Annotated in this window: 10 protein-coding genes; 7 read left to right on the top strand and 3 right to left on the bottom strand. The window is 51.4% G+C overall.

Annotated elements, in window-relative coordinates; translation table 11 throughout:
• A partial coding sequence (locus tag R6U67_RS09890; protein WP_410252382.1) for a WD40 repeat domain-containing protein occupies window positions 1-1205 on the top strand: 1205 nt, incomplete at its 5' end.
• Between the two features lie 331 nt (window positions 1206-1536).
• On the opposite strand, the gene fldA is transcribed toward R6U67_RS09890, so the two are convergent.
• On the bottom strand, window positions 1537-2049 hold the full coding sequence (fldA, locus tag R6U67_RS09885; RefSeq protein WP_410252381.1) for a flavodoxin FldA: 513 nt from the start codon (window positions 2047-2049) through the stop codon (window positions 1537-1539).
• Window positions 2050-2460: 411 nt separating this feature from the next.
• Window positions 2461-3489 (bottom strand): chlorophyll a/b binding light-harvesting protein, encoded by a 1029-nt coding sequence (locus tag R6U67_RS09880; RefSeq protein WP_410252380.1) that lies wholly within the window; start codon window positions 3487-3489, stop codon window positions 2461-2463.
• A 420-nt stretch (window positions 3490-3909) separates the two neighbouring features.
• Between R6U67_RS09880 and R6U67_RS09875 the strand changes: the two genes are divergently transcribed.
• Complete coding sequence (locus R6U67_RS09875; RefSeq protein ID WP_410252379.1) at window positions 3910-4977, top strand: mannose-1-phosphate guanylyltransferase; 1068 nt, start codon at window positions 3910-3912, stop codon at window positions 4975-4977.
• A gap of 64 nt (window positions 4978-5041) precedes the next feature.
• Window positions 5042-5779: a hypothetical protein gene (locus tag R6U67_RS09870; protein ID WP_410252378.1), complete on the top strand. Its 738-nt coding sequence runs from the start codon at window positions 5042-5044 to the stop codon at window positions 5777-5779.
• 26 nt (window positions 5780-5805) lie between these two features.
• Here R6U67_RS09870 and R6U67_RS09865 read toward each other — a convergent pair whose 3' ends face one another.
• Entirely contained in the window at window positions 5806-7776 is a 1971-nt protein-coding gene (locus R6U67_RS09865; protein WP_410252377.1) for an ATP-binding protein, read from the bottom strand.
• Between the two features lie 350 nt (window positions 7777-8126).
• Here R6U67_RS09865 and R6U67_RS09860 point away from each other — a divergent pair, with 350 nt between their 5' ends.
• From R6U67_RS09860 to R6U67_RS09845, 4 genes are all read left to right on the top strand, one after another.
• A complete protein-coding gene (locus R6U67_RS09860) occupies window positions 8127-9305 on the top strand; it encodes an RNA-guided endonuclease InsQ/TnpB family protein (protein WP_410252376.1) in 1179 nt (392 codons plus the stop codon).
• Window positions 9306-9405: 100 nt separating this feature from the next.
• Window positions 9406-10188: a 3-methyl-2-oxobutanoate hydroxymethyltransferase gene (gene panB / locus R6U67_RS09855; protein WP_410252375.1), complete on the top strand. Its 783-nt coding sequence runs from the start codon at window positions 9406-9408 to the stop codon at window positions 10186-10188.
• A 782-nt stretch (window positions 10189-10970) separates the two neighbouring features.
• Window positions 10971-13160 carry a protein kinase domain-containing protein gene (locus tag R6U67_RS09850; RefSeq protein WP_410252374.1) on the top strand — a complete coding sequence of 730 codons (2190 nt, stop codon included), beginning with the start codon at window positions 10971-10973 and terminating at the stop codon, window positions 13158-13160.
• Between the two features lie 286 nt (window positions 13161-13446).
• Window positions 13447-14439 (top strand): glycosyltransferase, encoded by a 993-nt coding sequence (locus R6U67_RS09845; protein WP_410252373.1) that lies wholly within the window; start codon window positions 13447-13449, stop codon window positions 14437-14439.
• Window positions 14440-14494: the final 55 nt, after the last annotated feature.

Here is a 14494-nt window from a genome sequence, read left to right as displayed (position 1 = left end):
GAAATCGGGAGTTGAACACGGCACGGTTGATTACGCGATTGGAGCGCGATAGTCGGTTGGCGTTGCAACAGTTTGAGCGCAACGATGAGTTAGAGGCGCTATTAACGGCAACGCGAACGGCTCGGGAGTTGCAGCAGACAACCCCTCCTGGCCAGAACTATCGGACGGTGCGACCGATTGCAAGTCTCAGTGGGATTCTACGAAATATCCGTCTTCGCAACACATGGGAGCATTCGAGTTGGGTCACGAGTGCGGAGTTTAATGGGGATGGCACGAGGGTGGTCTTGGCTTCAGGAGACGGAACGGTGAAGCTGTGGGATGCAACAACTGGGGAACTCCTCCACTCTCTTGAGGCTCATTCGGGTTCGGTCAGGAGTGCGGAGTTTAATGGGGATGGCACGATGGTGGTCTTGGCGTCAGGGGACGGAACGGTGAAGCTGTGGGATGCAACAACTGGGGAACTCCTCGACTCCCTTGAGGCTCATTCGGGTCCGGTCTGGAGTACGGAGTTTAATGGAGATGGCACTCAGGTGGTCTCAGCTTCAGACGACCGAACGGTGAAGCTGTGGGATGTCAGCCGTGGGGAACTGCTCCACTCCCTTGAGGCTCATTCGGGTCCGGTCACGAGTGCGGAGTTTAATGGGGATGGCACGAGGGTGGTCTCGGCGTCAGGGGACGGAACCGTGAAGCTGTGGGATGTGGGGACTGGCGAACTCCTCCACTCCCTTGAGGCTCATTCGGGTTGGGTCTGGAGTGCGGAGTTTAATGGGGATGGCACGAGGCTGGTCTCGGCTTCACAGGACCGAACCGTGAAACTGTGGGATGTGACCACTGGGGAACTCCTCTACTCCCTTGAGGCTCGTTTGGTCAGGAGTGCGGCGTTTAATGGGGATGGCACTCAGGTGGTCTCGGCTTCAGACGACGGAACGGTGAGGCTGTGGGATGTGACCACTGGGGAACTCCTCCACTCTCTTGAGGCTCATTCGGGTCCGGTCTATAGTGCGGAGTTTAATAGAGATGGCACAAGGGTGGTCTCGGCGTCAGAGGACGGAACCGTCAAAATTTGGAAAGTGGAAACCTTAGATGAACTCCTCAATCGCGCCTGTGACTGGTTGCGCCCCTACCTCACTTATAATCCTAACGTCACCGAGGCCGACCAAGCTCTCTGCAACATCCCCCCACCCGAAACTCCCCCCAGCAACTAACCCCGACTCATCGACAAGCACCGCACCTCAGCCTATACTGCACCCCAGAAAGCACCCAAACAGCCGCCATGAGCCAACGACCAACCCAGCAAATACGACAAGGGGATTGTTGCCAAGTACAAAATTGTAGCGAAAAATTTTTCGCCCCTACAGTACCGGATATAATCTGCCATCAATTTTCCTTATCATTCTGAACCCAAAAGACCGAAACTCAACAAATTATTCCCGACTAACCCAGCCATCCCTCAGCCAAACCAAATCCCCGGCTTCTGCAAACCGCATCTGTCCAGAAACCGGGGATTATTTAGAAACAAACCGTCCGCCTCAACCCTTACAGTCCAAACGCACTTTTCAACTGACTCGTCCAAGCCTGAACCCGCTCTTCCGTCATCTCCGACTGATTATCCTCATCGAGGGCCAAGCCAACAAACTTACCATCGCGCACCGCCTTCGACTCCTCAAACTCATAGCCATCCGTCGGCCAATAGCCAACCGTCGCACCCCCTAATTGAGAAATCTTCTCTTCTAACATCCCCATCGCATCCTGGAAATTATCCGCATAGCCAATCTGGTCTCCCACGCCAAAGTAGGCCACTTTCTTACCACTAAAATCCAAAGCATCTAACTCATCATATAAACCCTCCCAATCACTTTGTAGCTCACCAATATTCCAAGTCGGACAACCAATAATCAGACAATCATACTCACCCAGTTCATCCAAATCTGCCTCAGCCACATCATGAAGGGTCACGACACTATCTCCCTCCAACGCCGACTGAATCATCTCAGCCGCCGCTTCCGTATTTCCAGTTTGGGTTCCAAAGAAAAGACCAATTTTTGACATAATACTAGAGATTGAATGGCAACAAATTTCAAGACAACAAGTTTTAGGGAAACATCAAAACCCATTTTGTAGGGGCGAACGGCTGTTCGCCCTCACAGTTTGATATCCAAGGCAACACATTAGACCATAGACTAGAACCTCCTAATAACGAATTGATTGTTTTCGACTTAACGCCGAGAAGATACCGGCATATTAGAGGGTTGAACTGTCTCCAAGCGGGTCGTCGAGTTCGGAAACACCGAGCGACAACTCAGACAGTACCAGGTCAGTTCACGGCGACTCACCTGACGCAGTAATTTTCCCGAACAACATGGACAGTTCATAAGTCAAAGGTGTGAGAAGCGACAACAGAGTAGAGAGAGAAGAAAAACCAGAGAGAGAAGAAAAACCAGAGAGAGAAGAGAGATGAGATTAGGTTTCTAGGGAATTTAACGCCTTGTCAACCCGACGAAAATCAAACCCCATGGCTCGTAAGGCGTGCCATAAATGTCCTTGCAGGAAGAAGAACGAGAGGAAGAAATGAGCATTGGCTAACCAACAACGAGCGGTATGGGTGCCGAAGGGTAAGTCAGCGGTATCGGCGAAATAAGGAGTAATTCCAAGTTTGATTTCTAAGGCGGGGCCATAGAACTCTACTGGATAGGCCAAGGTATTCACCGCACAGAAATAGGAGGCGACAAATCCTGCCAAAGCAATTCCGCCGAGGGAGTAGGACAAAATCGCTTCCCCGGAAAAAATCAGCACCTTTTTCGCCCAATTCAGCGGCGGAACTAAGATATGCCAAATTCCGCCACCAATCAGCATCACGCCCACATAAACATGACCGCCAACGAGGTCTTCCAAATTATCGACAGTGGCGAAATGGGTTTGATAGCCATAAATCACAAAGGGGTTCAGGGTGGGTTCGCTCACAACCCGAACCGTCTGACTGGCGGCGTCATAAAGTCCACCCCAGTACATGGCTTTCGCCACCAGCAACAAGGCCCCGGCTCCCAAAAAGAGCAGATGATGTCCCAAAATCAGACCCAACTGTTTGGGGTCATCCCATTCAAAATGGAAGCGTTTGGCACGTCCTGAGGCGGTTTTGAGGTCTTCTGGGGCGTTGAAGGTATGGAACAAGGCCCCGGCCCCTAAAACGGCGGAGGAAATCAGATGAACCGCCCCGACGACGAAGTAGGGATAGGTATCAACAATCTGCCCACCGTCGCCGACCCCCCAGCCGAGGGTGGCTAGGTGGGGAAGCAGGATTAACCCCTGTTCTCCCATGGGGAGGGTTGGGTCAAACCAAGAGATTTCAAATAGGGTGAAAGCCCCGGCCCAAAAGGTAATCAGGGCCGCCTGGGCGACATGGGCGGCGATAAATAAGCCCGACATATCGGTAAATCGGGCATTTCCGGCCCACCAGTCATATTTGACTTTGGGATTATCGTAGGTTTGCATAGGCTCGACTCACAAGTTTGTGGTTTGCAGGGCTTATTGCTAAATCTCGTCAATAAGCAACTGACCCTTAGACTAGAATCTTTCTCAATAAAAGTCTATTAACTTTTGTAAAGATTTGTGATTTCTTGCGGCTTTCAGGAGCTTTAAACCCTTATTCCATGATGGAAGTAGGCAATTTCCCCCATCCTGTTTCGGTGGATAATGGTGGTAATCTCGGCTACTTATTGCAAGTAACTTTTATTACATGGGGAGAAAAATGGGTCGAACTGGGTCCCAATTCCCCGAGGGCGATCGCAAGGGTTCGCCCCTACCTTGTTTCTCCCCTGTTCCCTGTTCCCCGTTCCCTGTTCCCCGTTCCCTTCTTCCCCCCCCTTCCCTCCTGCTATAACATAGGTGCATTCATTCACGAATAGGCTCCCTATGGTTTTCACCCCTGTGATTCTTGCTGGTGGTAAAGGCGAACGCTTCTGGCCCCTGAGTCGTCTGGAACGCCCGAAACAATTTCTCTGCCTGGATGGGAGCGATCGCAGCCTCTTGCAAGCCACCGCCGATCGCCTACTCCCCCTGGCCAACGGCTGGGACAACCTCTGGGTGATTACCGCCAGCCATCTGGCCGACGGAGTCCGTCAACAGTTACCCGAACTCCCCGACGCCAATCTCCTCATCGAACCCGAAGGCCGAGACACCGCCCCCGCCGTCGCTTGGACAACCCTAGAAATTAGCCAACGCCATGGCCCCGACGCCGTGGTGGGCTTTTTCCCCGCCGATCACTGGATTGACCCCCCCGAAGCCTTCCACCATACCCTCCACGCCGCCATTGAGGTGGCCCAACAGCAAGGGGCGATCGTCACCCTCGGGGTTAAACCCACCTATCCCTCCACCGGCTACGGCTACATCGAACAAGGGGACCCCCAGGGAACCGTCAAAGACTTAGCCGCCTTCCAAGTGGCCCGCTTCACGGAAAAACCCGATCGCCCCACCGCCGAAACCTTCCTGGCCAGCGGACGCTTTAGCTGGAACAGTGGCATTTTTATCTTCCAAGCCGGAGTCGCCCTAGAGGAACTCAAACAATACGCCCCAGACTTGATGCAACAGCTTCAGCAAGAGGGGGTAAACGCCTATCCCAACCTAACCAAAATCAGTATCGACTATGCCCTCATGGAGAAAACTCAACGGGCCGCCGTCCTTCCCGTCTCCTTTGGCTGGGACGATCTCGGGGATTGGAACGCCCTCGATCGCCTGCAATCGGACAACACCAGCCCCGAATCGGGCAACGTCGAACTCGGCCGCCATATTGGGCAGGATAGCCAAAATAGTATTTTCTATAACAGCAACCCGGACGAACTTATTGTCACCATTGGCTTAGAGGACGTGGTCGTGGTTCGTGATGGCAATGCCACCCTAATTGTCAAAAAAGACCGCACCCAGGATATTAAATCAGTTCTAAAAACCTTAAAAGAGGACTCCAACTTACAACAATTTCTCTAACTCAATTTAGATTCAAATTAGACCTTTCTCAATCTAAAACTATCTCCTCGGGAGCGATTAAAACATGGTCAATATAAATCCTGGTGACTTCAACCCAACCACAATGTTTGGCGTTAACTACGAGGGAACTCCCTCGAATTTCTCGGATCTTGAGGACAACACCAGTCATCCCGATATTCTCACCGATGGCGGTGACTTAATCCAACGTCGAGACTATACCCTAATTGTCGATCGCAGTGCCAACATGATTGTGGTCGATCCCACCCATAACATTACCCTGCAAGCCATCCTAGAAGATGCCACCCTAGCCGTGGCGACTCACTGCGAACGCTTAGATCTCAAGGGGATCGACCTTTACTTTTATAACAACAGCTTCCAATACTGCGATCGCAGCACCTCCAGTCGCATCCCCGCCCTCTTTAGTCAACATCCTCCCTCCGGAGATCCCCAATTAGCCCCCGTTCTCCAAGATGCCATCAATCGCTATTTTCACCATCGTCGCTATGGAGAAAGCAAACAAAACGGCGAAATTATTTTTGTTTTAATTGGCAGTCTTCCTACCGATACTGAAGCGGTTAAAAATACCATTATTTCTGCTTCAAAACGTCTCAGCCGCGAAGAAGAACTCGGCATTCTACTCCTACAAGTCGGCACAGATCTCGAACTTCAATCCTTTCTGATCACCCTAGACGATGAATTAGAAAGCCTCGGGGCAAAATTTGACATTTGCGACACCGTCACCTTCGACACCATCAACCGGGCCACCCTCTCGGAAGTTCTCCTTGATGCCATCACCGAATAACCTCTACCCCCATTTAACCGCCTAATTTAATTGCTCACTGGGAGAACAATTGTCACCGTGGTTCCCTTGCCACAGCCTTCGCTGTCGATGAAAATTTTGCCTTTCATCAGAGAAACAAGATTAGCCGCGATCGCCAACCCCAATCCCGGACCGCGACGCTCTTCTGGGCAACCCTCAATTTTCGTAAAGGGTTGAAACAGCTTCTCCTGTTGGTCGGGTTCAATGCCGATACCGCTGTCTGACACCGCGATAATCGCCTCAGGAAGCTCATGATAGCTAGTTTTACCCATCGGACCGCTGATGGCCGTTGAGAGGCGAATTCGCCCCCGTTCCGTGAACTGAATCGCATTCTCAAACACAATCGTCAAGACCTGTTTCAGCATCTGCCGATCCGCCGTGACACAGAGTGGCGGCGGGAAATCTCGCCGTTCTAGGCTGAGGTGGGTCTCTTGTAAGACGTCCTGATGGTCATCAACGACCTCATCCAAGAGCCGATGTAAATTCACCGCCTCCAACTCAGGAGTCATCTGGCCCGAATGAATCTGAGTTAAATCAGAGATGTCCTCCATCAACTCCAGAAGATGAGTTCCAAGTTTGCGTAACTTGTGTAAATCCTCGATATCCTGCTCAGAATAGGCATGGGGGCGATCGCTCAACATCTCAACCTGGGCGATCGCATCCTCAATCGGTTTACGGAACTCCTCAGCCAAATTATGCAAATACAAATCCTTAAGCCGATCCGTTTCCTGCAAAGCGGCATTCTCCTGTTCCAAACGAGTCACCGTCGTTTGTAACCGCAACGCCAAACGATTAAAGCTTTTCCCCAACACCCCCACTTCCCGCGACGACTCCTCAAACATCATCGGCAGCGTCGGCGACCATTGTCGCCGTCCTAACTGCGTCATCGACCGACTTAAACGTCGCAGCGGATCGCCCAACCACCCCGCCAATTGCCAGCCAATAATGCCCGCCGTGACCATCGCTATGGCTCCCAACACCACGATAATGAATACATTGAGCCAAATCGGGTTCATCAACTCAGTATTGGGAACCACCACCACCACTAACCAATCGAGAGCCCAATCATCGCGAAAGGGAGTCACTTGCAGAAAATAGCGGCTACCTCCCTGCGTAAACTGGAAAATTTGCGTCCCTTGGATCGTTTCCAAACCGCCAAAACGATTGACAAGACTATTCGCCGCCGCGCGAATGGTGGTGTTGCGACTATTGAGAACCGCTAGGGAATCCTCATCCTCACCACGGGTCACAGAAGCTTGACTAAACGGTTGAGGAGCCGAACTGGCGATGAGTTGGCCTTGGCGATCGACAATAAAGGCCTGGCCGCCTTGCGTGAGTGTCAATTGCCGTAAAAATGGCCCTAGGGGAGCTAACTGGGTCTCGACCGCTAGGGTTCCCCGTACCTCCCCAGCCGTCCCATACAGAGGGGCGATCGCCAACAAATTCCCAGACGACAACTGCTGCCAAACGGGACCCGAAACCGGCGGACTGGCCAGGCGATCGAGAACCTCCGTTAAGCCTTGAGGGGGATCTTCAGACTCATCGAGGAATCGTCCTTGACGATTAATCGTCACCCCCTGCCAGAGAGGCTGGTCACCATTATCATCACGATGACGATAAAGCTCAACCATGCCATCATCGTCACGGGATAGTAGCAGTTGTCCCTGAGTTCCCTCACTGTAAAACAGACCTTCAACCCCAAAGGCTTGCATCTGCTCCCAAAAATAGGACCCTGTCACCTGCCACTCCTCTAAACTGAGGGTTTCCAAGTTTAAGGCGGCGGCGTTTGTCTGAGCCAATTGGCGGGGGGTGGCCAGATACTGACTCAAATACTGGAGAATATGGCGGCTGACCTCATTTTGTAACTGAGTCGCGAAATCTTCGACCGTTCGTTGGCCCGAGCGATAGGAGGAAAACCCGATCGCCGCCGTAAACAAGACCACCAGTAGAACAATAGGAGTTGTCAGGGCCGTACGCAATGACAATCTCGGAGACGAGCGGTTGGGAGTCGAACGAAAAAACACAAGTTTTGAGAAGGGTAGAAGGGGCAGACTGGGCGCTGTGGAGGAGATGAGGCGTCACCCAAATGGACTCGACCCGTTGAGAGGCAGTTTTCTAAAGGGTTCCACTACTGACTAGGATATCGCGAGGACAGCCTGTCATTTAACAACCGTCTGGGAAATTCACCAATTTCGATACGCCAGGATTCGGGAGCTTGATAGCCCCGACTCTTTAGAGCGGGGTGGAAAAGCGACTCGGGGACTTTAGTCCCCTTGCCATCATACGCTAAGTATGCCAGGATATGGAGAAGCGTTAATTAGGTCGAATCATGCTTTTATTTGAGTTTAAAGCCTATGGGAAGCCAAGCCAGTTTGCAGCCATTGATGAGGGAATCAGAGTTGTCCAATTTATCCGCAATAAATGTATTCGGTTGTGGATAGATCACCCAAAAACTGGGAAGTACGACCTCAGCAAATATAGTGCTGTGCTGGCTAAAGAGTTTTCATTCGCTGAGAAACTCAATGCTATGTCTAGGCAAGCATCAGCAGACCGAGCGTGGGCGGCTATTTCTCGCTTCTACGACAACTGTAAAAAGAAAGTTCCTGGCAAAAAAGGTTATCCAAAATTCCAAAAGAGCAATCGCTCAATTGAGTACAAAACTCAAAGCTGGAAGATAGCCGACAACCGTAAATCAATCACCTTTACTGATAAGCTAGGGATTGGCAAGCTCAAGCTAAAAGGAACTCGTGACCTCAACGTCTACCCCAAGGAGGATATTAAGCGAGTCAGGTTGATTAAAAGGGCTGACGGATATTATGTGCAGTTCTGTATTCAAGCTGATCGACGTGAAAACATTGAACCGACTCACAGGACAATTGGACTAGATGTAGGGATTGAAAGCTTTTATACTGACTCACAAGGGAGCAAAGCTGACAACCCCCGGTTCTACCGGGTAGGGGAGGCTAAGCTAAAACAACTCCAGAGAAAAATTAGCCGCAAGGTAAAGGGGTCTAAGAATAGAGCCAAAGCCAGGGCTTTATTAGGAAAAGCTCACCTCAAGATAAGTAGGCAGCGTAAAGACCATGCCGTCAAGTTGGCGCGGTGCGTCATCACATCTAACGATGTTGTGGCCTACGAAAACTTGAGAGTGAGAAACTTAGTCAGAAACCACTGTCTAGCCAAGTCAATCAATGACGCTGGATGGTATCAATTTAGAGTTTGGTTAGAGTATTTTGCCAGGGTGTTTGGGCGGGTCACAATTGCGGTGAACCCGGCTTACACGTCTCAGCAATGCTCCAGTTGTGGCACTATCGTTAAGAAATCTTTATCCACAAGGACACAGGTTTGTCAGTGTGGATGTAAGTTAGATCGAGACCACAACGCAGCTATTAACATCCTTAACTCAGGATTGGGTACGACGGGGCACGTCGAAACCTCTGTATTTAATGCAGGTAACGCTTCTGGAGAATCAACCTCTATCTTGGCTGGCGAAAGCCGGTCAGGGTAAGTTGGCTCGCTGAAGGAAGAATCTCCGTCGCGTGATTCGCCGAGAGTGTCAAACTGGTGATGTCAACCCTTCAGGGGATCTCCCCATTACGTCTAATGTTATGGCTGTTACTCCTCGAACCCTGGGACGCTGGAAACAGGAAAACCGTCCTATCGTCGCTTTGACGGCTTGGGATTATGCGATCGCCAAAGTTCTCGATCAAGCCGCCGTCGATCTAATCTTAGTGGGGGATTCTCTCGCCATGGTCGCCCTCGGGTACGAGACCACCTTACCCTTAACCTTAGACGAGATGTTGCACCATGCCAAAGCCGTTCGCCGAGGCGTGAAACAGGCCTTGCTGGTGGTGGATTTGCCCTTCCTGACCTATCAAGAAAGTCCTCAACAGGCCTTGCATTCAGCCGGCCGAGTCCTCAAAGAAGCCGGAGCCGCCGCCGTGAAGTTAGAAGGGGGCCATCCGGAGATGGCCGAAATTGTCGCGAAATTAGTACGAGCCGGGATTCCCGTGATGGGCCATGTCGGACTCACCCCGCAATCGGTGCATCAGCTTGGCTATCGCAAACAAGGAACCACCGACATCGAAGGAGCGCGAATTCTCTCGGAAGCCTTAGCCTTAGAAGCCGCTGGAGCCTTCGCCATTGTTTTAGAACATATCGAAAGTCAGTTAGCTCAAACCGTCACCGACAAGCTCAGCATTCCTACCATTGGTATTGGGGCCGGAGACGGCTGTGACGGTCAAATTTTAGTCACTCATGATCTCCTCGGATGGTCCGATCGCCAACCTCCCTTTGCCAAAGTTTATGCGAACTTACGCGAGACCATTCAACAAGCCATTCAAAATTATAGTAATGACGTGCGATCGCCGTCTCAATCCTCCCGAGAGTGAAGCTGGGATCAAGGAAAAGTGACCTGTTTCTAGACTCTAAGCTCAGTGTTTATACGGGAATAATCCCCTCTCGCTCAGCAAAACCACAGGGATTCCTGAGAAACTTGAGGTGAAAACCGCCCTTGACAAATTGAAGCAAAATTAGTTATTGCTTTGCCACAAGTTTGTAAAGTTTTAACTCGTAACCCGGAACAGGGTCAGGCCAACGAGATATAATTAGAGTAAATAACCGACAGGTTAAACTAACGTTAACATCAATTTGCCTCCCTTGAGTCTCTTGACCTTAGTCACATCTCCCATCTCTAATGTGTTTGTGATTCATCTCAATTGTCTCGGGGCCGTCATTCCCTAAAACGCAACTCAGTTTGTGTCAAGGGGCGTTCCCGACCACCCATGACCCACGTATCCAGAGGACTACTTCTATGGCACGCTCAACATCCCCCTTCGACCGCCCCTATCCTTCCGTTGGGCATCACCGTTCCTCGAACACCCATCGAGTCCAGTCTCGCCGGAGCGATCGGCTTGGATTCGAAGAACGCAATTTAATCAACGATGACGGTGAATCGATCACCATTTACCTGCCCCATCGCCAGTAACGTCCTCTGTATCGAGTTTTTCCATGACCTCCTCGGGATGGATCACAGGTTAATCAACCAACCCGAAGAGGTTCTTGCGACTCACTTCGGGTTTTGCCATATCTGACCTGAGATCGTCGTAAGTTATCGCCACAAGTTATAGTGAAGACAACCGCTTAACCAAACCTGCTGGGTCAGCAATTATCTGTGAGTTATTGCATTAACCCCCAATGCCCTAGCCCCGAAGACGGGATCGATCCAAAAGACACCGTTTGTCCTCACTGCGGGTCAGACTTAGTCTTTCAGAATCGCTATCGCATTAACCGGCTCTTAGGGACTGGGGGGTTTGGAAAAACCTTTGAAGCCCTTGACAGGAGGGAGCTAAAGGTGATCAAGGTTCTCTTCAAAAATCATCCCAAAGCGGTCACCCTCTTTCAACAAGAAGCCAAAGTTCTCAGTCGTCTCGAACATCCTGGGATTCCCAAAGTCGACCCCGACGGCTACTTTACCTACACCCCACCCGACAGTGACGACCCCGTCCATTGTCTGGTGATGGAAAAAATCGAAGGCTTGAACCTGGTCGAATGGCTTGAACAACGCAACAACAAGCCCATCGACAAAAAACAGACCGTCGAATGGCTCGAACAACTCGTCGAGATCCTCGAACAAGTCCACCAACAGCACTACTTCCACCGGGACATCAAACCCCAAAACATCATGCGCCGGCCCACCGGGCAATTGGTCTTAATCGACTTTGGCACCGCCCGCGAAGTGACCGGAACCTACCTCAACAAAGTCGGCGGCGGCCAAAACGTCACCGAAATCATCTCCGCCGGCTATAGTCCTCCCGAGCAAATTAACGGTAAAGCCGTCCCTCAGTCTGACTTCTACGCCTTGGGGCGCACCTTTGTCTATCTGATGACCGGCAAAAAGCCCACGGAATTTCCCGAAAATCCCCGGACCGGCAAACTTCTCTGGCGTGAAGGCGCCCCACAAATTCCCGAAGCCCTCGGAGATGTCATCGATTACCTGATGGCGCCGTTTCCCGGAAATCGGCCCCAACATGCCCAGATGATTCTCAATTGTCTGGCCGAAGCCGAACCGGCGATCGCCTCGACAAAATCCACCCTCACCCTCTCGTTTCAACGCAAACCCAAAACCCCATCCGGGAATGGGGGCACAAAAACTAGCCAGCGGGGAGGCAATTCCACCCTCTCCCCCGGTCATTCCGGGAGCCGCAACTCCCGTAATACCAACTCCCCCGGTCAGACCTCCTCCTCCCAGAGCCAGAGTGGTCGCACTCATCACTCCACCTCGTCAGCCCAAACTCGACGACTGCCCCGACTGCCCCGGCCTCAACTACACTTCAGTTGGCAGCCCCTCATTGCCCTTCTGGTGGCTGTCATCGCCCTCAGCCAGGGCTATGGCTATTGGCGCTATGGATTCTTCCCCGCCAATCCCTGGCAATTGATATTAGCCTTCCCAAGTGCCTCGTTCCTCAATACGGTTATGTCTCGTCACGCCGGGGAAGTGCAAGCCTTAGCCATCTCACCCGACGGAACCTTGCTCACCAGCGGTCATTACCAAGACCTGGATTTGATTGCCACTCGCAACAATATCGTCCTGCAAACCCGCTCCGTTCACGAGTCTTGGATTCGGGCCATTCTCATTACCCCGGATGGAAATAGCCTCATTACGGCCAGCGACGATGCCAGTATTCGGATTTGGGATTTGCGCACCGCCATTCGCCGCTTTACCCTCAGCGGCCATAATGGCCCGATCAATGCCCTAGCCCTCTCAGCCAATGGAGATCAGCTCGTGAGTGCCGGTGAGGATGGAACAGTACGCATTTGGGATGTCGCCCGCGGCCGGGTTGACCATGTTTTATCGGGACATACCGGGCCAGTCAATGCTTTGGCCCTCTCCTCGGATGGACAGACCGTCGTCAGCGGTGGAGATGACCAAACCCTACGCATTTGGGATGTCCAACGGGGGGTACAAATTCGCTCTCTGACGGGACATGAGGGAGCCATTCAGGCAGTGGCCTTGTCCGCTGATGATACTTTGATTGCTAGTGCCGCAGAAGGGGACTCAGTGCGCTTATGGAATGTCTTTCCCGGTGCCGAGATCTTTCGCCTGCAAGAGACGGATGTGTCAGTGCGTGAGTTGGCCTTTTCCCCCGACGGTGCGTATCTGATTGGGGCGGGGCAACCGCTCTATATTTGGAACCTCGAAACGGGCGATCGCCCCTATGTTTTACGGGGCCACAGTCAGGACATTAGCAGTTTGATCTTCACTCCTGATGGTCGTCAAATGATTACGGCGTCACCCGACGGAACCATTAAGCGTTGGAACTTTCCCGGACTGATCCCCGATCAAGCAAGTTCTCAAGATTGAAGGCCAAAAATAAAACCTGTGAAGGGGAATCCCCCTCACAGATTGTTCTAGATATGTCCCGAGTCGTTTTGCGTTCCGACTGTATGAACCGATGATAGACGATGGGGGAAACGATCGTAGTCTATCTTAAGGTAGAGATCTCATTGACATCCTCAATCATCACCTGTTGATGACGGTGGTCTGTACTGCATCATATCCCTCCTGATCTGGCTCTGCCTTGCGTCTTCCTTGGGCTAAGCCATTTCCAGGAAAATGCACAGGACACTAAGATTCCTTGTTAAATTTTATGTCAACCACACCTTTGTCAGTCAATATTGTCGCTCAGGATAACGCCTCTGGACTGACTCGTGATGTCCAGATTATCATGGAGGCCTTAAACTCTCCAGACTTTGAGCTGTCTTGGTGTTCGGCGTGTCGCCCCGGATTACGACATCAGTTCCCTCGGCAAATGATGGCTCGCCTCGAACAACTCTTGTATCGAGCTCGCTATCAGCAGCCTCGCTATGACGTTAATATTTTTGTTGAAGGGGTGGTTCCCTGGTGGTTTCCGTTTGCCCGCTTTAACCTCTTGATTCCTAACCAAGACTGGTTTCATGGCTATTGGCAACCCTATCTCAAGTACTTTGATTATATTCTCTGCAAAACTCACCTCGCCGAGAGAGTGTTTAGCCCCTGGGGACAAACCTACTATATCGGGTTTACCAGTAGCGATCGCCGCGATTGGCAAATTACCCCCAACTACGATATGGCCTTTCACCTCGGCAGCGATCGCGTCCGTCTCGGAACTAAACTGATCTTACAGGTTTGGCAACAGCACCCCGAATTTCCTCAACTCACACTGATTTCCAAAAATTTACCTCCGACAACACAACGGGCTAAAAACATTAATATCATCAATCAATTTATCCCCGAACCCTATCTCATTCGCCTACAAAATCAACATGGCGTGCATATTTATGCCACCCGCATTGAAGGTTTTGGCCATCGTATTATGGAAGCCATGAGTGCGAGTGCTGCCACCGTTACCACCGACGCTCCCCCGATGAATGAGTTAGTCACTCCCGAACGAGGCTTACTTATTCCCTACAGCACAACCCAACCCCAAAATTGGGGGACACGCTATCATGTTAATGCCAAAAGCGTAACTAAAACCCTTGAAACCCTCTGGGGAAGCACAACTCAGACTCGCCAAACCTGGGGGGAACAGGGACGAGCCTATTACGAAGACAGTCGTCGAGGTTTCCAGCAGCGCCTTCTAACCATTCTGAAAAACTTATAAACACGAGGTTTTCAGGATTGGCAAAGTTTCCCAATTTTCATCAATAAACCGGGGA

Origin of the sequence: Sodalinema sp., from assembly GCF_046483825.1 — a bacterium.
Classification (GTDB): Bacteria; Cyanobacteriota; Cyanobacteriia; order Cyanobacteriales; family Geitlerinemataceae; genus Sodalinema.
This window is presented reverse-complemented; position numbering and strand designations above follow the sequence as displayed.